This window comes from Streptomyces sp. NPDC091271, assembly GCF_044757505.1.
GTDB lineage: Bacteria > Actinomycetota > Actinomycetes > Streptomycetales > Streptomycetaceae > Streptomyces.
Map to the genome: position 1 here is coordinate 215534 of NZ_JBIVVD010000008.1, position 21980 is coordinate 237513.

22 protein-coding genes and 2 pseudogenes are annotated in these 21980 nt (G+C 70.8%); 14 read left to right on the forward strand and 10 right to left on the reverse strand.

What is annotated here, in order from left to right; all coding sequences use genetic code 11:
• Positions 1 to 45: 45 nt before the first annotated feature.
• The 12 genes from ACIQM3_RS30770 (at position 46) to ACIQM3_RS30825 (ending at position 12044) form a co-directional block, all read left to right on the forward strand.
• The gene (locus ACIQM3_RS30770) at positions 46 to 1305 is read left to right on the forward strand and encodes an MFS transporter (protein WP_401630155.1); all 1260 of its coding nucleotides are present in this window, start codon (positions 46 to 48) and stop codon (positions 1303 to 1305) included.
• Positions 1306 to 1314: 9 nt separating this feature from the next.
• The gene (gene pafA, locus ACIQM3_RS30775) at positions 1315 to 2676 is read left to right on the forward strand and encodes a Pup--protein ligase (RefSeq protein ID WP_401630157.1); all 1362 of its coding nucleotides are present in this window, start codon (positions 1315 to 1317) and stop codon (positions 2674 to 2676) included.
• Positions 2677 to 2797: 121 nt separating this feature from the next.
• On the forward strand, positions 2798 to 3733 hold the full coding sequence (locus tag ACIQM3_RS30780; RefSeq protein WP_401630159.1) for an FKBP-type peptidyl-prolyl cis-trans isomerase: 936 nt from the start codon (positions 2798 to 2800) through the stop codon (positions 3731 to 3733).
• Between the two features lie 43 nt (positions 3734 to 3776).
• Positions 3777 to 4151 carry an FKBP-type peptidyl-prolyl cis-trans isomerase gene (locus tag ACIQM3_RS30785; protein ID WP_124279619.1) on the forward strand — a complete coding sequence of 125 codons (375 nt, stop codon included), beginning with the start codon at positions 3777 to 3779 and terminating at the stop codon, positions 4149 to 4151.
• Between the two features lie 115 nt (positions 4152 to 4266).
• Positions 4267 to 5220, forward strand: a complete 954-nt coding sequence (locus ACIQM3_RS30790; RefSeq protein WP_104790273.1) for a YafY family protein — start codon at positions 4267 to 4269, stop codon at positions 5218 to 5220.
• A 15-nt stretch (positions 5221 to 5235) separates the two neighbouring features.
• Positions 5236 to 6192 (forward strand): helix-turn-helix transcriptional regulator, encoded by a 957-nt coding sequence (locus ACIQM3_RS30795; protein WP_401630162.1) that lies wholly within the window; start codon positions 5236 to 5238, stop codon positions 6190 to 6192.
• 37 nt (positions 6193 to 6229) lie between these two features.
• Entirely contained in the window at positions 6230 to 6505 is a 276-nt protein-coding gene (locus ACIQM3_RS30800; RefSeq protein WP_362939756.1) for a hypothetical protein, read from the forward strand.
• Positions 6506 to 6528: 23 nt separating this feature from the next.
• A complete protein-coding gene (locus ACIQM3_RS30805; protein WP_129261536.1) occupies positions 6529 to 6726 on the forward strand; it encodes a hypothetical protein in 198 nt (65 codons plus the stop codon).
• Between the two features lie 214 nt (positions 6727 to 6940).
• Entirely contained in the window at positions 6941 to 7234 is a 294-nt protein-coding gene (tatA, locus tag ACIQM3_RS30810) for a Sec-independent protein translocase subunit TatA (RefSeq protein ID WP_356716962.1), read from the forward strand.
• A gap of 49 nt (positions 7235 to 7283) precedes the next feature.
• Positions 7284 to 8246 carry a twin-arginine translocase subunit TatC gene (gene tatC / locus ACIQM3_RS30815; RefSeq protein WP_401630164.1) on the forward strand — a complete coding sequence of 321 codons (963 nt, stop codon included), beginning with the start codon at positions 7284 to 7286 and terminating at the stop codon, positions 8244 to 8246.
• Between the two features lie 18 nt (positions 8247 to 8264).
• Entirely contained in the window at positions 8265 to 9155 is an 891-nt protein-coding gene (locus tag ACIQM3_RS30820; protein ID WP_401630166.1) for a diacylglycerol kinase, read from the forward strand.
• 60 nt (positions 9156 to 9215) lie between these two features.
• Positions 9216 to 12044 (forward strand): DEAD/DEAH box helicase, encoded by a 2829-nt coding sequence (locus ACIQM3_RS30825; protein ID WP_401630168.1) that lies wholly within the window; start codon positions 9216 to 9218, stop codon positions 12042 to 12044.
• 87 nt (positions 12045 to 12131) lie between these two features.
• On the opposite strand, the gene ACIQM3_RS30830 is transcribed toward ACIQM3_RS30825, so the two are convergent.
• The 4 genes and pseudogenes from ACIQM3_RS30830 to ACIQM3_RS30845 form a co-directional block, all read right to left on the reverse strand.
• A complete protein-coding gene (locus ACIQM3_RS30830; RefSeq protein WP_401630619.1) occupies positions 12132 to 12518 on the reverse strand; it encodes an SPW repeat protein in 387 nt (128 codons plus the stop codon).
• Between the two features lie 192 nt (positions 12519 to 12710).
• Positions 12711 to 13714, reverse strand: a pseudogene (locus ACIQM3_RS30835) (ADP-ribosylglycohydrolase family protein).
• A 28-nt stretch (positions 13715 to 13742) separates the two neighbouring features.
• Positions 13743 to 14384, reverse strand: a complete 642-nt coding sequence (locus tag ACIQM3_RS30840) for a fasciclin domain-containing protein (protein ID WP_401630170.1) — start codon at positions 14382 to 14384, stop codon at positions 13743 to 13745.
• A 58-nt stretch (positions 14385 to 14442) separates the two neighbouring features.
• Positions 14443 to 15981, reverse strand: coding sequence for a molybdopterin-dependent oxidoreductase (locus tag ACIQM3_RS30845; RefSeq protein WP_401630621.1), 1539 nt, complete (start codon positions 15979 to 15981; stop codon positions 14443 to 14445).
• A gap of 213 nt (positions 15982 to 16194) precedes the next feature.
• On the opposite strand from ACIQM3_RS30845, the pseudogene ACIQM3_RS30850 reads away from it, so the two are divergent.
• Positions 16195 to 16407 (forward strand): annotated as a pseudogene (locus ACIQM3_RS30850) (amine oxidase); the annotation flags it as partial.
• Between the two features lie 39 nt (positions 16408 to 16446).
• On the opposite strand, the gene ACIQM3_RS30855 reads toward ACIQM3_RS30850, so the two are convergent.
• From ACIQM3_RS30855 to ACIQM3_RS30870, 4 genes are all read right to left on the reverse strand, one after another.
• Positions 16447 to 17202 (reverse strand): anti-sigma factor domain-containing protein, encoded by a 756-nt coding sequence (locus ACIQM3_RS30855; RefSeq protein WP_401630172.1) that lies wholly within the window; start codon positions 17200 to 17202, stop codon positions 16447 to 16449.
• Positions 17199 to 17783, reverse strand: a complete 585-nt coding sequence (locus tag ACIQM3_RS30860) for a sigma-70 family RNA polymerase sigma factor (protein WP_401630174.1) — start codon at positions 17781 to 17783, stop codon at positions 17199 to 17201. The genes ACIQM3_RS30855 and ACIQM3_RS30860 overlap by 4 nt, the downstream gene beginning before the upstream one ends.
• A gap of 77 nt (positions 17784 to 17860) precedes the next feature.
• Positions 17861 to 18331 (reverse strand): ABA4-like family protein, encoded by a 471-nt coding sequence (locus ACIQM3_RS30865; RefSeq protein ID WP_401630176.1) that lies wholly within the window; start codon positions 18329 to 18331, stop codon positions 17861 to 17863.
• The gene (locus tag ACIQM3_RS30870) at positions 18328 to 19290 is read right to left on the reverse strand and encodes a hypothetical protein (RefSeq protein WP_401630178.1); all 963 of its coding nucleotides are present in this window, start codon (positions 19288 to 19290) and stop codon (positions 18328 to 18330) included. The genes ACIQM3_RS30865 and ACIQM3_RS30870 overlap by 4 nt, the downstream gene beginning before the upstream one ends.
• A gap of 143 nt (positions 19291 to 19433) precedes the next feature.
• On the opposite strand from ACIQM3_RS30870, the gene ACIQM3_RS30875 reads away from it, so the two are divergent.
• Positions 19434 to 20060 (forward strand): MerR family transcriptional regulator, encoded by a 627-nt coding sequence (locus tag ACIQM3_RS30875; RefSeq protein ID WP_401630180.1) that lies wholly within the window; start codon positions 19434 to 19436, stop codon positions 20058 to 20060.
• Between the two features lie 64 nt (positions 20061 to 20124).
• On the opposite strand, the gene ACIQM3_RS30880 is transcribed toward ACIQM3_RS30875, so the two are convergent.
• Together ACIQM3_RS30880 and ACIQM3_RS30885 are read right to left on the reverse strand one after the other, a co-directional pair.
• A complete protein-coding gene (locus ACIQM3_RS30880; RefSeq protein ID WP_401630182.1) occupies positions 20125 to 20967 on the reverse strand; it encodes a siderophore-interacting protein in 843 nt (280 codons plus the stop codon).
• An 82-nt stretch (positions 20968 to 21049) separates the two neighbouring features.
• Complete coding sequence (locus tag ACIQM3_RS30885) at positions 21050 to 21958, reverse strand: 5'-3' exonuclease H3TH domain-containing protein (RefSeq protein WP_401630623.1); 909 nt, start codon at positions 21956 to 21958, stop codon at positions 21050 to 21052.
• Positions 21959 to 21980: the final 22 nt, after the last annotated feature.

Consider the following 21980-nt stretch of genomic DNA (forward strand, 5'->3'; position numbering starts at 1 on the left):
ACGTAAAACCCCAGGGTGTGGCGCCGCTGGGGGAGAGGGGCGGACATGGCCGCGGGGTACATGGACATCCTCCGGGCGCGGCACGCCGCCCGGCTGCTGGCGGGAACGCTGGTGGGGCGGCTGCCGAACGGCACCGCCCCCATCGCGATCGTCCTGTTCACCCGTGCGGAGGGCGGCAGCTACTCGCTGGCCGGCGCCCTGGCGGCGGTGTACGGCCTAGCCACAGCGGTGGGGCAGCCCCTGCTGGGCCGGGCCGTGGACCTGTACGGCCAGCCGCGCGTCCAGCTCCCCGCGGCGGTCCTCTCCGCGCTCGGCATGGCCGTGCTCGCGCTGATCGGCCTCGGCTCGCTCCCGGCCGCCTACGCGGCGGTCGTCGTGGCCGGTGTGTTCACGCCCCCGCTGGAGGGCGGTCTGCGCGCCCTGTGGCCGACGGTCCTGGGCCGGGAGGACCGGGTGCATCGCGCGTACGCCATGGACGCGGTGGCCCAGGAGATCATGTTCACCGTGGGGCCGCTCCTCGTGACGGTCCTGGTGTCGCTCTGGTCGCCCGCCGCCGCACTCCTGGTCATCAACGCCATCGGCGTACTGGGCGCGCTGTCCGTCGTCCTGTCCGAGCCCTCCAGGGTGTGGCGCTCGGCCCCCCGCGAGGCGCACTGGCTGGGCGCCCTGCGCTCGCCGGGACTGCTGGCCCTGCTCGGCTCCTTCTTCTTCGTCGGGCTCGCGCTCGGCTCCATCACGGTGGCCGGTGTCGCCTACGCCGACGACCAGGGCCGGGAGTCCGTGTACGGCTGGCTGATGGCCGCGCTCGGCCTCGGCGCCCTGATCGGCGGAGCGGTCTACGGCGCGCGGCAGTGGGCCGGGGCGCCCGAGCGCAGGCTGCGGATCATCGTCGCGCTGCTGGCACTGGGCTATCTGCCGCTGATGCTGACGCCCGGCGTGCCCGCCATGACCGCGCTGGCGGCGCTCGCAGGAGTGTTCCTCGCCCCGGCGATCGCATGCTCGTTCATCGTCGTGGACCGGCACGCGCCGCAGGGCACGGTGACCGAGGCGTTCTCCTGGCTCGTGACGACCTTCGGGGTGGGCGCGGCGGCCGGAACGGCGGTGGCGGGCCCGGCCGTCGAGCTCGGCGGGACGGCGTGGAGTTTCGCCGTCGCCGGGGCCGGTGGAGTGGCGGCGCTGCTGGTTCTGCTGGCCACCGGAAGGGTCCTCGCAGCTCCCGGGCGTACGCCCGCGGTTGTGGCCGGTTCGGAAAATGATCGAAACGGTGCTGCCGAACCCGGTTTCAGCTCAGGCCATAAGGCGTAATGTTCAGTCATGGACCGCCGCATTTTCGGGCTGGAGAACGAGTACGGCGTCACGTGCACGTTCAGGGGACAGCGCCGACTGTCACCTGACGAAGTGGCGCGCTACCTCTTCCGCCGTGTTGTGTCATGGGGCCGCAGCAGCAATGTCTTCCTGCGGAACGGCGCCCGCCTGTACCTCGACGTGGGATCGCATCCGGAATACGCGACACCCGAATGCGACAACGTGACCGAACTGGTCACGCACGACAAGGCGGGCGAGCGCATTCTCGAAGGCCTGCTCGTCGACGCCGAACGCCGCCTGCACGAGGAGGGAATCGCGGGCGACGTCTATCTCTTCAAGAACAACACCGACTCGGCTGGAAACTCCTACGGGTGCCACGAGAACTACCTCGTGGCCCGGCACGGAGAATTCTCCCGGCTCGCGGACATCCTCATTCCGTTCCTCGTCACCCGTCAGCTGATCTGTGGTGCCGGCAAGGTGCTGCAGACGCCGCGCGGAGCCGTCTACTGCGTGAGCCAGCGGGCCGAGCACATCTGGGAGGGCGTCAGTTCCGCGACGACGCGCTCCCGCCCGATCATCAACACCCGGGACGAACCGCACGCCGACGCGGAGCGGTACCGCCGCCTCCACGTCATCGTCGGTGACTCCAACATGTCCGAGACGACCATGCTGCTCAAGGTCGGCGCCACCGATCTCGTGCTGCGCATGATCGAGGCGGGCACCGTGATGCGCGACCTGACCCTGGAGAACCCGATCCGGGCGATCCGCGAGGTCAGTCACGACATCACGGGACAGCGCAAGGTGCGCCTGGCAAGCGGCCGCGAGGCGTCCGCCATCGAGGTCCAGCGCGAGTACTACGAGAAGGCCGTCGACTTCGTCGAGCGCCGAGGCATCCGCACCGGCACCGTCGACCAGGTCCTCGAGCTGTGGGGCCGCACGCTGGAGGCCATCGAGGCCGAGGACCTCGACCGGATCGGCACCGAGATCGACTGGGTCATGAAGTACAAGCTCATCGAGCGGTACCGGGCCAAGCACAACATGACCATGTCGAATCCGCGGGTCGCCCAGATAGACCTCGCCTACCACGACATCCACCGGCGTCGCGGGCTCTACTACCTCCTGGAGCGCAAGGGCCAGGCCGCCCGCATCTGCAACGACATGAAGATCTTCGAGGGCAAGTCGGTGCCCCCGCAGACGACCAGGGCGCGGCTGCGCGGAGACTTCATCAGGCGGGCCCAGGAGCAGCGGCGGGACTTCACCGTCGACTGGGTCCACCTCAAGCTCAACGACCAGGCGCAGCGCACCGTGCTGTGCAAGGACCCCTTCCGTTCCGTCGACGACCGGGTGGAGAAGCTGATCGCGGGCATGTGACCCGGACAGAAATGTCCTGCCCCGTATGTGACCGGGCCCCGTACGTTCCTCGTACGGGGCCCTTCCGTCCGCCTAGAGTGTCGGGGGACCATTCACGTGCCGTCTGAGATCTGAGGAACCAGTGCGCCGACTTGCCGGCCTTCTCGTCGTCCCCCTACTGCTGCTGTCCACGGCGGCATGCGGCGACGACAAGGCCTCCGACTCCGCCTCGACCGAGAAGGGCGTTCCCGCGATCACCGCGGGCGCGAAGTTCGGCGAGAAGCCCACTCTGGCGAAGGGGGAGGGTGATCCCCCCAAGGAACTGAAGACCGACGTCATCAGCGAGGGTGACGGCGCGAAGCTCAAGAACGGCGACGCGATCCAGGTCAACTACCTCGGGCAGGCGTGGGACTCCACCAAGCCGTTCGACAACAGCTTCGACCGCAAGCAGCCCTTCGACCTGACGCTCGGCGCGGGCATGGTCATCCAGGGCTGGGACAAGGGGCTCGTCGGCCAGAAGGTCGGAAGCCGCGTCGAGTTGGTCATCCCGCCGAGCCTCGGCTACGGCAAGCAGGGCCAGGGCGACATCAAGCCCAACGCCACCCTCGTCTTCGTCGTCGACGTCGTGAAGGCGACGCAGATCCCGAAGTCCGCCGAGGGCACGGCGGTGGCCCAGGACAACATCGACCTGCCGAAGGTCGGAACCAAGACCGACGGCAAGGCGCCGACCGTCACGATCCCCAAGAGCGACCCGCCGAAGAAGCTGGTCTCCAACTACGTGCTGGAGTCCAAGGGCGACGTCATCAAGGAGACCGACAGCGTCGTCGTGAACTACGTGGGTCTGCTCTGGAAGGGCAGCAAGGCCTTCGACAGCACGTACCAGACCGGCAAGACCCAGACCTTCCCGCTCGCCCAGGTCACCCTCAAGGGTCTCAAGAACGGTCTCGTCGGCAAGAAGGTCGGCAGCCGTGTGCTGCTCGTCATCCCGCCGGACCAGGGCTTCGGCAACGAGGCACAGCAGTCCATCCCCGGGAAGTCCACTCTCGTCTTCGCCGTGGACATCCTGACAAAGATGTAAGACTGTCCCGGTTGCCCAGTTCATCAGTAAGAGGAGCAGTTCAGTGAGCATCGACAAGCCCGAGATCGACTTCCCGGGTGGCGAGCCGCCGGCCGACCTGGAGATCAAGGAAATCTGGGAGGGCGACGGACCGGTGGCCCAGGCGGGTCAGACCGTCTCCGTGCACTACGTCGGTGTGGCCTTCTCCACCGGCGAGGAGTTCGACGCCTCGTGGAACCGCGGCACCCCGCTGCAGTTCCAGCTCGGTGCCGGCCAGGTCATCGCCGGCTGGGACCAGGGTGTCCAGGGCATGAAGGTCGGCGGCCGTCGTCAGCTGACCATCCCCGCGCACCTCGCCTACGGTGACCGTGGCGCGGGCGGCGGCGCGATCGCCCCGGGCGAGACGCTGATCTTCGTCTGCGACCTCGTCGGCGTCTGATCCGTCCGTCTACAGCAGTCAGGGCCCGTGCCGCAAGGCACGGGCCCTCGCTTTGGTCCGGACACCCCGGGGCGGTACGGTCGACGGTCGGAGAGCACGTCGAGAAAGGGCGTCGATGGCGATTGCCAAGGCCGAACGGCTGATGAACCTGGCACTGTGTCTGCTGGGTACCCGGCGTCCGCTCAGCAAGCGTGAGCTCCGCGGGTCCATCGAGGCCTACCTGGAGGCGGGCTCCGACGAATCCTTCAACCGGATGTTCGAGCGCGACAAGGACGACCTGCGTGAACTCGGCCTGATCATCGAGACCGTGGAGAATCTGGACGGCGACACCGGATACCTCGCGCGCCGCGACAGCAACCGGCTGCCCCCCATCACCCTGGACGCCGAGGAGGCCGCCGCCCTCGGGCTCGCCGCCAAGGTCTGGCAGCAGGCCCGGCTCGCCGGTGCCGCCAGCGGAGCCCTGCAGAAGCTGCGGGCCGCCGGCATGCCGGAGGCCGAGGACGCCTACGAGGTGCACAGCGCCCTCGAACCCCGTATCCCGGTCCACGAGGCCGCCTTCGAGCCGCTGATGCTCGCCTGCCGGGACCGCCGCCCGGTCACCTTCGACTACCGCAAGGGCAACGCCGCACGCCCGGAGCAGCGCCAGGTCGAGCCCTGGACGCTCGAGTGCTGGCGCGGCCACTGGTATCTGGCCGGCTGGGACCGCGAGCGGGGTGCCGAGAGGGTCTTCCGTCTCTCCCGGATCTCCGGCCGGGTCCGCTCCCGCGCGGGGGCCTTCACGGCCCCCGTGCCCGACGCCGTCACCGTCCGCGAGACGGTGGAGAGCTGGGCGGGGGAGACCGCGACCAGGACCGCCCGCATCAGGCTGCGTACCGGCTCCGGCTACCCGCTGCGCTCCCGCGCGATATCCGTACGGGAACTGGGCGACGGCTGGGACGAGTTGGAGATCCCGTACGGGCACGGGCTGGACGCCTGGCTCGTGGAGTTCGGGCCCGACGTGATCGTGAGCGAACCCGCCGATCTGCGGGCCGACGTGATGGACCGGCTGCGCGCCGTGGCCAAGGACTGAGGGGGACCCGTACTCGTGGCCACGAACGCGATCGACCAGACCCGGCGGATGCTCTCCCTCGTCACGTATCTGCGTGAGCGCCCCGGCGCGCACGTCCAGGACGTGGCCCGGGCCTTCGGGATCACCGAGGACGAGCTGATCTCCGACCTCGACGTACTGCCGATGTGCGGGACCAGCTTCCGCGGTGGTGACCTGCTGGACATCGACACCGACGGCGACCGGATCTGGTGGCACAACCCGGACGACGTCGCGGAGCCGTTGCGTCTGGCCGCCGACGAGGCGACGGCCCTGCTCGTCGCCGCCCGTGCCGTGGCCACGCTCCCCGGCCTGCGGGAGAGCGACCGGCAGGCGCTGGTGCGCGCGACCGCGAAGCTGGAGACGGCCGCCGGTGAGGTGGGGGCCGCGAGCTCGCGGCTCTCGGTCACCTTCGAGTCCGAGGGCGGTGTCTTCGCCGACGTCGACCGGGCGATCTCCGAGCGGCGCCGCCTCTGGCTGCGTTACTACTCACCCGCGCGCGACGAGCTGACCGAGCGCGAGGTGGACCCGATCCGGCTGTTCGCCGTCGGCCACACCTACATGGAGGGCTGGTGCCGCCTCTCCGAGGCGCGGCGTACGTTCCGGCTCGACCGGGTCGCCGAGATCCGACTCCTCGACGCCCCGTCCGCCCCGCCGGAGCTGGAGCTGCGGGACCTCTCCGAGGGGCTGGTGCAGCCCGCCGCCGAGGACCCGGAGGTCGTGATCGAGGTGGGTCCCGGCGGCCGCTGGGTCGCCGAGTACTACCCGCACGACAGCGCGGACGAACTCCCCGACGGCGGTCTGCGGATCACGCTCCGTACGCCCGACCCGGCCTCCCTGCGCAGGCTCGCCCTGCGGCTCGGAGGCGAGGGACGCATCACGTCGCCCCCGGACCTGGCCGAGAGCGCCCGGATGGCGGCGCGTGAGGCACTGGCCGCCTACGACGGCGCGCTCTGAGAGGCGGCCGGCGGTGCACCGAGGAGACGAAGGCCATATGACTGCGATATCGAGCACACAGACCGGACCGGTTCCGGTCACGGTGCCCGACACCGTGCGCTTCCGGGCGGCCTGCCCGGACTGCCGTGAGCGGTTCGAGCTCGGAGCCGGCTCACTGCGGCTGGCCATAGGCGCCAGCCGCCGTACGACCTTCTACTCCTTCACGTGTCCCGCCTGCGGGTCCGCGGTCCGCAAGCCGGCCGGGGAGCGCATCATCGAACTCCTCAGCGGCGGCGGGGTGCGGACACTGCGCCTGCACACCGCCCTGCGGTAACGAGAAACACCGAGGATCCGCCCATGTTCTGGCCCATGCTCGCCATCGCTCTGGGATTCGCCGGCCTGGCCGTGCTCGGCGTCCTGGCTGTCAAGGTCTTCGTCGAGGCACAGCGGCTCGCCGGACAGGTCGCCGCGACCACGCGGCGGATCAATCGAGCGGCGGAGGATCTCGAACGAGCGGCCACCACCCTCGCCGACACGGGAGAGGCCCTGCGATAGCAGTGCGCGGCCTCCTGATTCACCGGTTCGGGGGGTACGCTGCTGGAGCGGCCCAGGCAGGGAGGTGTGGGCCGCAAGCGGGAGTACGCACAGGCATTGCCTCGCGTTTACCCCTGCGGGTTACGATCGCTGCCGACGCGAAGGTCGGACAACTGTCCGGTCGACCGGGTAGCGAGCCCACCCTCCAGACGCCTCAGTGAGAAGGAAGTCGCACATGATCGGCAATCTGAAGCCCCTCGAGATCGTTCTGATCATCGCTGTCGTCCTGCTGCTCTTCGGTGCCAAGAAGCTCCCCGACATGGCGCGTTCGCTCGGCAAGTCGGCCCGCATCCTCAAGAGCGAGGCCAAGGCCATGAAGAAGGACGACGCGGAGCCCGCGGCGCCCACCACGGAGAACGTCGCGGACACCACCCCGCCCGCGGCCACCGCGCGCACGATCCAGGCCGCTCCGGGAGATGTCACCAGCTCCCGCCCGGTCAGCGAGGCCAAGCCCACCACCCAGAGCTGACAGCTGATCCGCACCACCTGAAGCTGCCGCACGAGACGAGGGAAGTGGGTTGCTCAAGTCTGCCCGCAAGCAGGAGAAGGACGACGAGGGGCGGATGCCCCTCCTCGATCACCTGCGTGAGCTGCGCAACCGGCTGCTGAAGTCGGTCCTGGCGATCATCGTCGCCGTGATCGTGGCGGCGTTCTTCCAGAAGGAAATCTTCGAGTTCCTGATGAAGCCGATCCTGGACTCGGTCGGCTGCAAGAACGGCGCCGTGACCATGATCAACGGTCGGCCCTGCGCGGAGATGACCACCAACGGTCTGCTGTCGCCGTTCACCATCGCGCTGAAGGTGTCCCTGATGGCAGGCGTACTGGTGGCCACCCCGGTGTGGCTGTACCAGCTGTGGGGGTTCGTCGCCCCCGGCCTGCACAAGCAGGAGAAGCGCTACTCGATCGCCTTCGTCGTGGCCGGGGTGCCGCTCTTCGTCGCGGGCGCCTACCTGGCGTACGCGATCCTCCCGCAGACCGCGCAGATCATGCTGGGCTTCACACCCGACAACGTGAAGAACCTGCTGCCGCTTGACGACTTCCTGGACCTGATCACCCGCATGGTGATCGTCTTCGGGCTCGCCTTCGAGCTGCCGCTCCTGCTCATCCTGCTCAACCTGACCGGTGTCCTGTCCGGCGCCCGCATGCTGCGCTGGTGGCGCGGGATGCTCGTCGGGCTGACCGCTTTCGCGGCCATCGCCACGCCTGGCGGCGAGCCCATCTCGATGCTGCTGCTGGCCGGCCCGCTCGCCGTGCTCTACTTCGTGGCCGTCGGCTTCTCGCTGCTCAACGACAAGCGCAAGCGGCGTGCCGATCCCGACGCCGAGCTCGACGACGACGAGGCGTCGAGCCTGGACCTCACCCCCGAGACGGTCGGCGCCGTCGAACCGGTGTCCTCCCGGCCCGCTCTGCCCGAGCAGGCGAGCGGCGACGCGGACGGCGGGCGGTCGAACCGGCTCAACGGTTACGACGACATCACCTGACCTTGTAAGGTCCCGCGGGTGACCAGCGAGATCACCCTCTTCGTCAATCCCACCGCGGGGAGCGGCCGGGGCGCGCGTGCCGCGCAGCCGGCCGCTTCCGCTCTGCGGGACGCCGGCTTCTCCGTACGGACGGTTCTCGGCGAGGACGCCGACGACGCACTGCGACGGGCCCGGGAGGCGGTCGCACTGGGGACCGGGGCGCTGATAGCCGTGGGCGGGGACGGCATGATGTCCCTCGCCCTGCAGGCCGTCGCCGGTACCTCGACGCCGCTCGGCGCCGTGGCCGTGGGTACCGGGAACGACTTCGCCCGCGCCCTCGGGCTGCCGATACGCGCCCCCGCCGCCGCGGGTCGGCTGGCCGCCGAGATGCTCAAGGCCGGGACGGCGCGCGCGATCGACCTGGGCCGGGTCGGGGAGCGCTGGTTCGGCTCCGTGCTGGCCTCGGGCTTCGACTCGCGGGTCAACGACAGGGGGAACCGGATGCGCTGGGTCGGCGGGCGCTTCAAGTACGACCTGGCGATCCTCGCCGAGCTGGCCTCCTTCAGGTCGATCCCTTACCGCGTCAGGCTGGACGGCGGACCCGTGACCGAGATCGAGGCGACTCTGATCGCCGTGGGCAACGGGACGACGTACGGCGGCGGCATGCGGATATGTGCCGACGCGGTCATGGACGACGGGCTCTTCGATGTGACCGTGGTGGGTGACTGCAGCCGGACCACCCTGCTCAAGGTCTTCCCGAAGGTCTACAGGGGCACGCACCTCGGACATCCGAAGGTCACCGTGCACCGGGTGTCCTCGATAGAGCTGGCCGCGGGCGGTGTCACGGCGTACGCGGACGGTGAGCCGCTGGGCGGGCTGCCGCTCAGCGCCACGTGCGTGCCCGGTGCGGTCCGGGTCCTCGCGCCGTAGAAGCACCGTGAAACAAAGATCGGGCTGACTGTCATACGGGGCGGGTAGGCTCGTATCAAGATGACAGAGGACCTCTCACCAGCTGAGCGATACCAGGCGTCCCGGCTCCGTGCGGCCGAGCAGGCCACGGCCCTCGCGCCCTTCCGCGAGATGTACGAATTCGGGCTGGACCCGTTCCAGATCGAGGCCTGCCAGGCGCTGGAGGCCGGCAAGGGGGTGCTGGTCGCGGCCCCGACCGGGTCGGGCAAGACGATCGTCGGTGAGTTCGCCGTGCACCTGGCTCTGCAGCAGGGCCGCAAGTGCTTCTACACCACGCCCATCAAGGCGCTCTCCAACCAGAAGTTCACCGATCTCGTCCGGCGCTACGGCGCGGACAAGGTCGGTCTGCTGACCGGTGACAACAGTGTCAACGCGGACGCACCCGTGGTCGTCATGACGACCGAGGTCCTGCGCAACATGCTGTACGCGGGCTCCCAGGCGCTCACCGGCCTCGGGTATGTGGTCATGGACGAGGTGCACTACCTCTCCGACCGCTTCCGTGGCGCGGTGTGGGAGGAAGTGATCATCCACCTGCCGGAGTCCGTCACGCTGGTGTCGCTGTCGGCGACCGTGTCCAACGCCGAGGAGTTCGGCGACTGGCTGGACACCGTCCGCGGTGACACCCAGGTGATCGTCTCCGAGCACCGGCCCGTGCCGCTGTGGCAGCACGTCATGGCCGGACGCCGGATGTACGACCTCTTCGAGGAGGAGACCGACCACGGCGGCCGGGGCACCGGCCGGCGCGAGGTCAGTCCGGACCTCGTCCGGCTCGCCCGTATGGAGAACCAGCGCGGATACAACCCGCGCGACCGCCGGCGGGGGAAGATGGTGCGCGAGGCGGACCGCGAGCGCGAGCGCCGTCAGCGCAGCCGGATCTGGACCCCGTCCAGGCCCGAGGTCATCGACCGGCTCGACGCCGAGGGGCTCCTGCCCGCCATCACCTTCATCTTCAGCCGGGCCGGCTGCCAGGCGGCCGTCCAGCAGTGCCTGCAGGCCGGGCTCCGGCTGAACGACGAGAACAAGCGCGGGCTGGTGCGGGAGATCGTCGAGGAGCGGACGGCGTCCATTCCCCCCGAGGACCTCCATGTCCTCGGGTACTACGAGTGGCTCGAAGGTCTGGAGCGCGGCATCGCGGCGCACCACGCCGGAATGCTGCCGACCTTCAAGGAGGTCGTGGAGGAGCTGTTCGTCCGCGGCCTGGTCAAGGCGGTCTTCGCCACCGAGACGCTGGCGCTCGGCATCAACATGCCCGCGCGGTCCGTGGTGCTGGAGAAGCTCGTCAAGTGGAACGGCGAGCAGCACGCCGACATCACGCCCGGCGAGTACACCCAGCTGACCGGGCGGGCCGGGCGCCGTGGCATCGACGTCGAGGGCCACGCGGTCGTCCTCTGGCAGCGGGGGATGGACCCCGGCGCGCTCGCGGGACTCGCGGGGACGCGTACGTATCCGCTGCGCTCCAGCTTCAGGCCCTCGTACAACATGGCCGTCAACCTCGTCCAGCAGTTCGGGCGGCACCGCTCGCGCGAGCTGCTCGAGACCTCCTTCGCGCAGTTCCAGGCCGACCGGTCCGTCGTCGGGATCTCCCGGCAGGTCCAGCGCAACGAGGAGGGCCTCGAGGGCTACAAGGAGGGCATGACCTGCCACCTCGGAGACTTCGAGGAGTACGCGCGGCTGCGCCGCGACCTCAAGGACCGCGAGACGGAGCTGGCCAAACAGGGCGCGGCCCAGCGGCGGGCGGCCGCCGCGTCGTCCCTGGAGAAGCTGAAGCCCGGTGACGTCATCCACGTCCCCACCGGCAAGTTCGCCGGACTCGCCCTGGTCCTCGACCCGGGCCTGCCCGCCGGGCGGACCAACGGGCATCGCGGGCTCGAGTACCACGACGGACCGCGTCCCCTGGTGCTGACCGCCGAGCGGCAGGTCAAGCGGCTGGCCCACATCGACTTCCCCGTGCCGGTCGAGGCGCTGGAGCGGATGCGGGTGCCCAAGTCGTTCAACCCGCGCTCACCGCAGTCCCGTCGCGACCTGGCCTCCGCGCTGAGGAGCAAGGCGGGGCACATCGACCCGGGCCGGCACCGCAAGCAGCGGGCCGCCGCGGCCGACGACCACGAGATCGCCCGGCTGCGCACGGAACTGCGCGCGCACCCCTGCCACGGGTGCGACGAGCGGGAGGACCACGCGCGCTGGGCCGAGCGGTATCACCGGCTGCAGCGCGACACCCGGCAGCTGGAGCACCGCATCGAGGGCCGGACGAACACCATCGCCCGGACCTTCGACCGCATCGTCGCGCTCCTGACCGAGCTGGACTACCTGCGGGGCAACGAGGTCACCGACAACGGCCGGCGGCTGGCCCGGCTCTACGGAGAGCTCGACCTGCTGGCCAGCGAATGCCTGCGGGACGGCGTCTGGGAGGGGCTCAACCCCGCCGAACTGGCCGCCTGCGTATCGGCGCTCGTCTACGAGGCGCGCCAGGCGGACGACGCGGTGGCACCCAAGCTGCCCTCAGGGCCCGCGAAGGCGGCGATGGGCGAGATGATCCGCATCTGGGGCCGTCTCGACGCCCTGGAGGAGGACTTCAAGATCAGCCAGACGGAAGGGGTCGGCCAGCGCGAACCCGATCTCGGTTTCGCCTGGGCGGTCTACATGTGGGCCTCCGGGCGGACGCTGGACGAGGTCCTCCGGGAGGCGGAGATGCCGGCCGGCGACTTCGTACGGTGGTGCAAGCAGGTGATCGACGTGCTCGGCCAGATCGCGGCCGCCGCACCCCGGGACGGCAGTTCGGTCGCGAAGAACGCCCACAAGGCCGTCGACGCGGTGCTGCGGGGCGTGGTGGCGTACAGCTCGGTGGGGTGAGCGGCTTCCCTCCCCACGGGTGAGGAGAACGGACGAGTGGCCACGGGCGGCTGTGCGTGCCTGTGGCCACTCCTGTGCGTTCTCCCGTCAGGTCTTCTTCTTGTTCTTCATCGAGAGTCCCGCGCAGGCTGCCCCCAGCACAATCGCCAGACCACCGACGATCACGTTGTTGAGGACGACGCCCATGTCAGGGCTCTGGCCCACGATCCACGTCGACACGATGAGCCAGGCGCCCAGCGCGACGATGGCGATGCTCATCCCGGTCATCCGCTCGGGCATGGCGGTGAAGCAGAGTGCCAGCACGGCTATCGCGATGCCGATGACGAGGTTGTGCGTCACCAGGGAGGGCTGGCTCGCGGTGAAGTGAAGCACCCACGGCGAGACGGCGCAGTACAGACCGAGCAGGAACACCGGCGCGTCCGCGCCGGCCGTGGTGCGGCCGCCGCTCATCACGCGATCGTGGCGTGCCCGCATTTCATCGGCGTCGGGGTGCCCGGAGATGTCCCTTCCGGTGTGTCCGGAAACGTCTCTGGTGTTCCCGGAAACATCCCTTCCGGTGTGCGAGATGTTACTCATGAGGATGGTCTCCTTCGCACTTGCTGGAGCGACCGCGGTCAGAGGGTGCGGTCATCAGCTCTCCAGACCCAGTGTGCGCTTATATGCCCCTTATGTGTAGTTTTTCTGGCGGTCGAATCCTGCGGTTCCGTCGAGGCGGTGCGCCAGTGACACCAGGTCCGCCGTCCGCAGCACACGAGTCCCGTATCCCGGGAGCGGCACGTGCAGGGGGCGGGTCCAGCGTTCCGGGACGGCGTCGATCCCGTACACCGCGCCGGCCAGGCCGCCCGTGACCGCGGCCACCGTGTCGGTGTCCCCGCCCACGTCGACGGCCGCTCCCAGGGCGCGCTCGAAGTCGCCGGTGGTGCGCAGCGCCCAGAGTGCCGTACCGAGGCAGGGCCAGACCGCGCCGTTGAACTCCGTGGCGTCGTCCGGATGCCAGTCCGGGGCCAGAACGGCGGCCCAGCGGGCCCGATGGCCGGCGTGGACCAGGGCCAGTGTGTCCTCCACGGCCGCGAGCGGGTCGCCGCCTTCCAGCGCCACGCGTACGAGTTCATGGAAGACCGCGGTGCCTTCCCACGCCGCCCGGTCGCCATGCGTCAGGGCAGCGATCCGCCGGGCCGCGCCCATGGTGGCCGTCCGCCCCGCCCGGGCGAAGTAAACCGCCGACGTGGTGGCGCGCATCAGCGAACCGTTGCCCGCCGCACGCCCGTTGACCTGGAAATGGAGCGCGGCGGCCAGGTCCCACGGCGCACCGCTCGTGAGGACGTCCTCCGTCTGCAGACCGATGTCCTTCGGCTCGCCGCCCGCCCACCGGCGGAACCGGCCGAAGATGTCGGGGAGGTCCAGGCCCCGTTCTCCAGCAGTGATTCACCGACGAGGACGGCCATCTGCGTATCGTCCGTAGCCTCACCCGGATCCCAGCCGCCGCCCCCGCACATCGCGCCGACTCCGTCAGGGAACCGGGCGGAGTACACCCCTGGGAGACCGAACTCGAAGGGGGCGCCCAGGGCGTCACCCACCGCCGAGCCCACGACGGCGCCGACGGCGCGAGCCCCGCGGTCCGCGCCGCTCCGGTCGGGGCGGAGAGCGCGGTCCTCGGGGCTCGGTGTCATGCCGTCAGCGTACTGACGGGCTTTCGGCTCAGCTCGCCGGCATCAGGACGGTGTCCACGATGTAGACCGTCGCGTTGGCGGTCGGGACGTTGCCGCAGACGACCTTCGAGGAGTCGTTCACCGTGTAGGACATCTCCGACCCCGACGTCGTCAGCTTCGTCTTCGCCAGGGTGTCGAAGGAGCCCTTCTCCAGCTGCTTCGGCGTCAGCTTCTCGCCGACCACGTGCGAGGTGAGCACCTTCGTCAGTTCGGCCTTGTCCGCGAGCAGCTTGTCCAGGTCCGCCTTCGGGATCTTGGCGAAGGCGTCGTTGGTCGGGGCGAACACCGTGATGTTCTCCGCGCTGTTCAGGGTGTCGACGAGACCGGCCTGCTTGACCGCCGTCACCAGGGTGGACAGCGCCGGGTTGTTCGACGCGGCCGTGGCGACCGGGTCCTGCGCCATGCCGTCGAACGAGCCGGCGCCCTCCTTCGGGACCGTCGCGCAACCCGGGCCGAACGGCTCGTCCATGGGCTTGGTCTCCTTGGCCGGCGCGCTCGACGCGGCCTTGTCCGCACCGGAGTCGGAACCGGACGCGGAGGTGTCGTCGCTGGAGCAGGCGGTCAGCGCGAGCGGCAGCATGGCCGCGGCGGAGACGGTGACGGCGATGCGGCGAAGGTGACGGTTGTTCATGGTGTTCTCCTTGGTGGATCGTTGATCAAGGGATGGGAAGAGGGGGCGTTCTCGGTCGTCAGGTCACGTCGACCACCACCGAGTGCCACCCGGTCGCACCGTCGGGCACGGTGCCGACCCGCTTGTCGGTCTGAGTGGCGCCGGTGCGGTCCGTCGCGCGGACCTCGAGGGTGTGGTGGCCGGTCGTGGCGGGCCACTCCCACACCCACTGGCGCCAGGTGTCACGGCCGGCCTCCGCCGCCAGCCGCGCGGTGTGCCACTCCCCGCCGTCGACCCGCACCTCCACCCTGGCGATGCCCCGGTGCTGGGCCCAGGCGACACCGGCGACCGGCACGGTCCCCGCTCCGGGGGCGGCGAAGGGGCGCGGCGTGTCGATGCGGGACTGGGTCTTGACCGGGGCCTCGCGGGACCATTCGCGCTCGACCCAGTAGGCGTCGTACGCGTCGAACGTCGTGAGCTCGATGTCCTGGATCCACTTGCACGCCGAGACGTAGCCGTAGAGGCCGGGGACGACCATCCGGACCGGGAAGCCGTGGTCGAACGGCAGCGGTTCGCCGTTCATGCCGACCGCGAGCAGTGCCTCACGGCCGTCCATGACCTCCTCGACCGGAGTCCCGATCGTCATCCCGTCCACGGAGCGCGCCACGATCTGGTCCGCGGGCCCGCCCTTCGAAGGGGGCTTCACCCCGGCCTCACGCAGCAGATCGGCCAGTCGTACGCCGATCCACCGGGCCGTGCCCACATAGGGGCCGCCCACCTGGTTGGACACACACGTCAGCGTGATGTCCCGCTCCACGAGATCGCGGCCCAGGAGGTCCTGGAAGCCGAGGGTGACGGGTCGCGCCACCCCCTTGCCGTGGATCCGCAGCCGCCATGTGCCGGCGTCGACGCGCGGGACCACCAGAGCGGTGTCCACCCGGTAGAAGTCCTTGTTCGGGGTGGTGAAGGAGCTCAGGCCCCGGACGCCGAGATCGGCTCCGGTGGGTATCGGGGGTGCCGCCGAGGCCGGTGCCGGGAGGGCGATGTCGCCGCGTGAGGCGGAGACCCCGGCCAGCTGGGACGCCTGGAGCCGTCGGCCCAGGAGCCCCGCACCGGCCGAGGCCGCCGCGGCGGCGGTCGCCGCGATCACGAATCCGCGGCGGTCGAAGGCGCCTTGCGCCCCACCGTCCGTCTCCCCAGCCGCGGGAGACGGCGCGGTTTTCGGGACGCGCAGCCGTCCGGCCAGGAGATACAGCGCTCCTGCGGCCACCAGCGCGCCCACGACCGAGGGCAGTGCGTCACCCGGCCGGCCCTCCGGCCGGCCGGCCGCGGACACCGCCCCGACCACGCCGAAGACCAGGACGGCCGCAGCGCCGGTCCACCGGTGCCGCAGCGCGAGGACCCCCACCGCCATGGCGAAGACCGCCAGGAGGACGAGGATCCCGAGCTGCAGCACCAGCTTGTCGTCGGTGCCGAAGTTCCGTACGGCGAAGTCCTTGACGGCCGGGGGAGTGCGGTCGATGACCGCCCCGCCCACGGCCGTGACCGGACCCGCCTCGGGACGCACGGCAGCGGCGACGAGTTCGGCTACGCACAGGGCGGTGAACCCGGCGATCAGACCGCTGAGCGCGGCGAACGCGGCGCGTGCCCAGCGGGACCGCCGGGGCCCGGAGGCCCCCTGCTCCTGCGAAACATCTCGGTCTGTTCTCACACCAGGGGTTCGGCGCGGACCGCCCGGCGGATTGGTCGTTCACCCGATCGAAGTAATTCCGATCATCGGCCAATCCGTGGTGCCCGCTGCCCCGAATGACCTCTTAGGGGCATGCACCACCACCCGGCCCGCCACCTCTTCGCGTTCCTGGGACACCACGCGATGCTCACGATCGGCGACTCCCCGGTCTGGCGGACCGTCACCGGCGGATCGCGCGAGTACGTCGACCGCATCGCCGGGCAGGTGCACTCCGTGCGTACGTCCACCCCGGTCCGCACGGTGCGGCGGCTCGGCGGAGACGTGGAGATCGTCACCGAGGACGGCACCGCCGAGGCGCGCCCCCCGGCAAGGAGGCGCGCCCACTCGGGCATTTCAGGCGTCCTGGAACTCCATCAGGGCCACCGGGTCCGAGGTCGGCTGTTCGGATCCGCCCGCCGGTTCGACGGTGATGCCCATGCCGGACGCGCGGTCCACCGGACCGTCCAGGAGAACGGCGTCATCCGTGACGGCCGGGTTCATCAGACCGGCCGCACGCATGGTGCCCCCGTCGTCGAACCACAGCTGGTACACCTTGCCGCCGGGCGGCCGTGCCATGTCCGACGCGAGGAACACCGCCCGGTTCACGCTCTGCGAGACCACCACCGTGCCCCGAGCCCCGTCCCCGAGATCCGCGGCGCTGGTCCTGGCATCCGGTGCGGCCAGCACCCGCGCGACCTGCTCGTTGTGCTGTTCGGCCCGGGCGGTCTCCTGCCGGGCGTCCTGCGCGACCTGGTTCTGCCACACGGCGACCCCGCCGAAGGCGGCAGCGGCGGCGACGCAGGCGGCGAGGGCGTACGTCGACCAGCGGCCGGCCCGGCGCGCGGAGACCCCGGAGCCGGCGCTCCGGCCCCGGGCCGGCGGCTCCTGCCGTACGGTCGTGATGTCGCGCAGCACCCGGTCCCGGAGCCCCGGGGGAGGGGTGGCGGACACGGCGAGCCCGAGCCGGGCGGCGGTGGCGGACAGCTCCCGTACCTCCTGGGCACACGCCTCACAGGCACCCAGATGCCGTTCGAACGCGACGCGCTCCTCGTCCGGCAGCGCGTGCAGGGCATAGGCCCCGGTCAGTGTGTGCAGCTCGGCCGTGCTCATGCGTTCACCCCCAGGCAGTCGCGCAGCCGGATGAGCCCGTCGCGCAGCCGTGTCTTGATGGTTCCCAGTGGTACGGACAGCAGCTCGCCGACCTCGCGATAGGTCAGTCCGCGGTAGTACGCCAGCGTCACCGACTCCCGCTGGAGCTCGGAGAGCGTCCGCAGACAGCGCCGGACCTGTTCCTTCTCCAGCCGGCTCTCGACCTGCTCGGACACCTCGTCGAAGTCCGGGGTGCGGTCCAGCAGCGCCGCCTTGTGCTCCCGTGCCGCGGTCGCCTCGGCCGACCTGACCCGGTCCACCGCCCGGTGGTGGGCGAGCGTCAGCACCCAGTTCATGGCGCTGCCGCGGGACGCCTGGTAGCGGGGGGCGGTGCGCCACACCTCGACGAGGACCTCCTGGGCCACCTCCTCCGACTGGGCCGGGTCGCGGAGCACGCTCCGCACCAGGCCGAGGACCGGCCCGCTGACCTGGTCGTACACCTGGGTGAAGGCGGCCTGGTCGCCACGGGCGACCCGGCCGAGCAGCTCCTGCAGGCCGGGGCCCGACGAAGGGACCCCACTGATGTGTACGGCTTCTCTCACGCGGACGGTCCTCCCGGGGCACGCAACGGTTTCCTGGGTGATTCGGAGCCGGCGGCCCGGAGGATTGGTCGGACGCTTCAGGAATCGGCCGGTCCGCCCACCTTCTCGTACGCACGTCCGGCCGGCCGTGACCGGGTCCTCCTGGCCGCACGGACGACGAGGAGGACCACCAGCCCGATCGGTGAGAGCAGGATCGTCAGCACCAGGAGAGGCCCCGTCACCAGCGGGGACATCCCCAGCCTGCGCGACTCCAGGAACATCCACTGCCCCAGAAGCAGATCCCAGGCGATGATCTGTGCCCAGACGGCCCCGGCGCCGTTCGCCAGCGACGTCAGGTCGCGGAACGTGTCGATGTCCGGGCTGCTCACCGCGGCCCACAGCTCCGGGAACACCGGTGCGGCCATCACGGCCCAGAGGGTCAGCACCGGCAGGACGGTCAGCGGCGAGGACGCCGCGCGCGCGGTGGGGCGCCAGTTCGGCGCGAAGATCATGAGCAGCCAGAACGGGGCGGCCGCCATGAACGTCATCTCGAAGAGTGCACCGGTCATGACACGAGCTCCTTGTCCGGCGCGGAGGCCGATGAGGCGGGGGAGGCCGGGCGGAGTGCGGCGAGGACCCCGGCGGCCGTCGCGGTGACGATCAGCCCCGCGGCGGCGAGTGTCGGGCCGTCAGGGTGGACCAGTGGCAGGCCGCGCAGTGCCTGCCATGCCACCAGGGCGACGACCGCGGCGTACGCACCGGAGGTGACGAGCACCAGCCGCAGCCGCACACGCGGGTCGCGCAGCCGGGCGGCCCGGGGCGCGAGGAGGATCAGGGCGACCACGAACAGAGGGAGCGCCTGCAGGGCGTGCATGCCGACGAAGTGCGGGACGCGCAGGTCGCCGCCCGTCGTCGACCAGCCGGTCAGCGGCATCGAGGGCCCGCCGTCCGGCACACCGACCGCGTGGGCGCCGACCACGTCCGCGGTGTCGAGTCCGCCGGCCGCCCGCTGCCCGGCGGACGGCCGCGCCATCAGGAAGCCGAACCCCGCGCCCACCAGGGCGATCAGCACCCCCGAGCGCACGGCCCAGGCCGACGCGCGGTCGGCGATCCGTGCGCGGAGCAGCAGGAGCGCGATGACGAGCGTGCCGGCCCAGAGGACGACGACGGTGGCGGCCATCGCGTCGTACAGCGTCGAGTCGAGCGCGGTGCCGTGGTTGAAGTGGCTCCGCTTCCCCCTGATCACCTGGCCGGTGATGATCACCATCTCCCCCGCGCACGCCAGGGCGACCACGGTGCCGGCCCACCAGCCGACGCGCCGGCCCCGGGTCAGCAGCGTCAGCATCCACGCCAGGGCCAGCGCGTAGGCCACGAACGAGACGGCGAACTTGAACGGCTTCGCCCAGATCGGCGCACCCGCGAGGACCCGGCCGTCCACCAGGATCCCCACCGCTCCGACAAGGGACATCACGATCATCGAGGCGGCGAACAGAACTAACGGCCGGTGCCATGTGCGCCATGACTGCATAGGTCCCCCAGGGAAGATATGGATAGTGGAACTGCCTGCTATCCGATAGGGGAACTATCTATGATGGGAGTCGGCTCGGCAACCTCCTGGAGGGTGAACGCACAGTGCGCATCGGTGAATTGAGTCGCAGGTCCGGGGTCCCGGTGCCGACGATCAAGTACTACGTACGAGAGGGGCTGCTGCCCGCCGGCATTCTGACCAGCCCCAACCAGGCGCGCTACGACGACGGGCACGAGCGCAGGCTGCGGCTGATCCGCGCCCTCCTGGATGTCGGAGGGCTGTCGCTGTCCGCCATCGCGGAGGTCCTGGAGGCCGTCGACGATCCAGGCCAGCCGGTGCACAAGGTGCTCGGTGCGGCGGCCAGGCGCATCACGCCCGAGGAGCCCGAGAAGTACGAGGAGTCCGAGGAGGGGCCCGAGTCGGCCGAGGCGCGCGAGGAGGTCGCCGCGCTGCTGGCGCGGCGCGGCTGGTTCGTGCGCGCGGAGAGCCCGGCGGGACGGTCGCTGGCGGGTGTGCTGGCGGCCCTGCACAGGGCGGGACACGGCGGCTTCGTCGAACTGCTCGACGTCTACGCGGACGCGGCCGAGCCCATCGCCCACGCGGACCTCGACTACGTCCGGCGTCGGGTGGCGCGCGAGGACCTGGTGGAGAGCGTGGTGGTCGGCACGGTGCTCGGTGAGGCCATGTTCGGCGCCCTCAGGCGGCTCGCCCATGTGGACGCCTCCGCCCGCGCCTACGAGGGTGGAGCGGAGGAGGGGGCCGGGGAGTGAGGGCACACACGAAACCCGGTCACCGTCCGGGACGGCGACCGGGTCACGGGGAGGGCGGGGAGGATTACGAGGCGCTCTCCTGCTCGCGCTCCACCTGCTCGTTCCACTCGCGCTTGACCGCGCGCCACGCGTCGTCGTTCTGGCCGAGGCGCCAGTAGCCCGAGATCGACAGCTGCGGGAGCGGGATGCCGCGCTCCACGCGGAGGTGGCGCCGGATCTCCTTCACGAAGCCCGCCTCCCCGTGGACGAAGGCCTGCACCTCGCCGTCGGGGAACCGCAGCTCCTTCACCGCCGCGACGAGAGCCTCGCCGACCGGGCGGTCGCCGCGGTGCAGCCAGGTCACCGAGACGCCTTCCGGCTCCACGAGCTTCTGCTCCTCCGAGGCGTCGGACACCTCCACGAAGGCGTGCGCCACCGCGCCCTCGGGCAGGTGCTCCAGGGACGCGGCGATCGCGGGCAGGGCGCTCTCGTCGCCCGCCAGCAGATGCCAGTCGGCCGAGGCCTCCGGGACGTAACCGCCGCCGGGGCCCAGGAAGGTCACCTGGTCGCCGCGCTGTGCGCGCGCCGCCCAGGGGCCCGCCAGGCCCTCGTCGCCGTGCACCACGAAATCGACGGCGAGCTCGCGGGCGTCGGGGTCCCAGGAGCGCACGGTGTACGTCCGGGTGGTGGGCCACAGCTCGCGCGGGTACTCCTCGCGGATCCTGGCCATGTCGAAGGGGTGGCTGTAGTCCGCGCCCTCCGGGGCGAAGCACAGCTTGATGTAGTGGTCGGTGTACCCGGCGAGGGTGAAGCCGGCCAGGCCGTCGCCGCCGAGAATCACGCGCACCATGTGCGGGGTGATCTGCTCGGTGCGCAGGACCTGCGCCCCCTGCGCCTTCGGTGTCCGGCGTTGCGGCCGCTCTGCCACGGAGTGCTCCCTAGCTCTGGACCCGGATGTGGGCGGGTCCATATGAGGTTCTACGTACTTAGGCTTACCTAAGTTAGCACCTTCATGTCTGGAGTGTGAGGAGCAGGCGCTGCAGCGCGTTTCCCAGACCCCATCGGGTCGCGAGGGCCTCCAGGGCCGCGGGATCACGCGGTTCGCGGGGAAGCTCGGGGGTGAAATCGGGCAGCGGCACGTCATCGGCGACACGGACGACCTTCGGGGCGACCGCCACATAGTCCCGCGCCTCGTCGAGCCGCTTGCGCTGGGACGGGGTCAGCCGGGCCGCGGGATCGTCCACCGCGGCCATGATGCCGGCCAGATCGCCGAAGGCGTCCAGCAGCTTCGCCGCCGTCTTCTCGCCGATCCCGGGGACCCCGGGCAGCCCGTCGCTCGGATCGCCGCGCAGCAGGGCCAGGTCGACGTATCCGCTGCCGTCCACGCCGTACTTCCCGCGCAGCCAGGCCTCATCCGTCACCTGGAGCGTCCCCACGCCCTTCAGCGGGTAGAGCACCCGCACCCCGCGGGCGTCGTCGACCAGCTGATAGAGGTCGCGGTCCCCGGTCACGATGTCCACGGGGCCCGTGGCCCGCCCGGCCAGCGTGCCGATCACGTCGTCCGCCTCGTACGGCGCGACGCCCACCCGGGCGATCCCGAGCGCGTCCAGCACGGCCTCGATCACCGGGACCTGCGGGGAGAGGGTGTCCGGGACCTCCTCCTCGTCGGGGACGCCCTCGCTGGTCTCGACGGCCACCCGGTGCGCCTTGTAGGTCGGGATCAGGTCGACCCGCCACTGCGGGCGCCAGTCCGCGTCCATGCAGGCGACCAGGTCGTCCGGCCGGTGGTCCTGGACCAGCCTGGCGATGAAGTCGAGCAGTCCGCGCACGGCGTTGACCGGGGTGCCGTCCGGTGCGCGCACCGAGTCCGGAACGCCGAAGTAGGCGCGGAAGTAGAGGGAGGCGGTGTCGAGGAGCATCAGGCGTCGCGTCACACCCCGA

Bases quoted from the DNA above. Each gene is read 5' to 3' on its own strand.
- ACIQM3_RS30870 (WP_401630178.1), bottom strand. From the start codon at position 19,290: ATGCAGTCATGGCGCACATGGCACCGGCCGTTAGTTCTGTTCGCCGCC.
- ACIQM3_RS30800 (WP_362939756.1), top strand. From the start codon at position 6,230: ATGACTGCGATATCGAGCACACAGACCGGACCGGTTCCGGTCACGGTG.
- tatA (WP_356716962.1), top strand. From the start codon at position 6,941: ATGATCGGCAATCTGAAGCCCCTCGAGATCGTTCTGATCATCGCTGTC.
- ACIQM3_RS30825 (WP_401630168.1), top strand. From the start codon at position 9,216: ATGACAGAGGACCTCTCACCAGCTGAGCGATACCAGGCGTCCCGGCTC.
- ACIQM3_RS30790 (WP_104790273.1), top strand. From the start codon at position 4,267: ATGGCGATTGCCAAGGCCGAACGGCTGATGAACCTGGCACTGTGTCTG.
- ACIQM3_RS30805 (WP_129261536.1), top strand. From the start codon at position 6,529: ATGTTCTGGCCCATGCTCGCCATCGCTCTGGGATTCGCCGGCCTGGCC.
- ACIQM3_RS30770 (WP_401630155.1), top strand. From the start codon at position 46: ATGGCCGCGGGGTACATGGACATCCTCCGGGCGCGGCACGCCGCCCGG.
- ACIQM3_RS30840 (WP_401630170.1), bottom strand. From the start codon at position 14,384: ATGAACAACCGTCACCTTCGCCGCATCGCCGTCACCGTCTCCGCCGCG.
- ACIQM3_RS30855 (WP_401630172.1), bottom strand. From the start codon at position 17,202: ATGAGCACGGCCGAGCTGCACACACTGACCGGGGCCTATGCCCTGCAC.
- ACIQM3_RS30865 (WP_401630176.1), bottom strand. From the start codon at position 18,331: ATGACCGGTGCACTCTTCGAGATGACGTTCATGGCGGCCGCCCCGTTC.
- ACIQM3_RS30830 (WP_401630619.1), bottom strand. From the start codon at position 12,518: ATGCGGGCACGCCACGATCGCGTGATGAGCGGCGGCCGCACCACGGCC.
- ACIQM3_RS30885 (WP_401630623.1), bottom strand. From the start codon at position 21,958: ATGCTCCTCGACACCGCCTCCCTCTACTTCCGCGCCTACTTCGGCGTT.
- pafA (WP_401630157.1), top strand. From the start codon at position 1,315: ATGGACCGCCGCATTTTCGGGCTGGAGAACGAGTACGGCGTCACGTGC.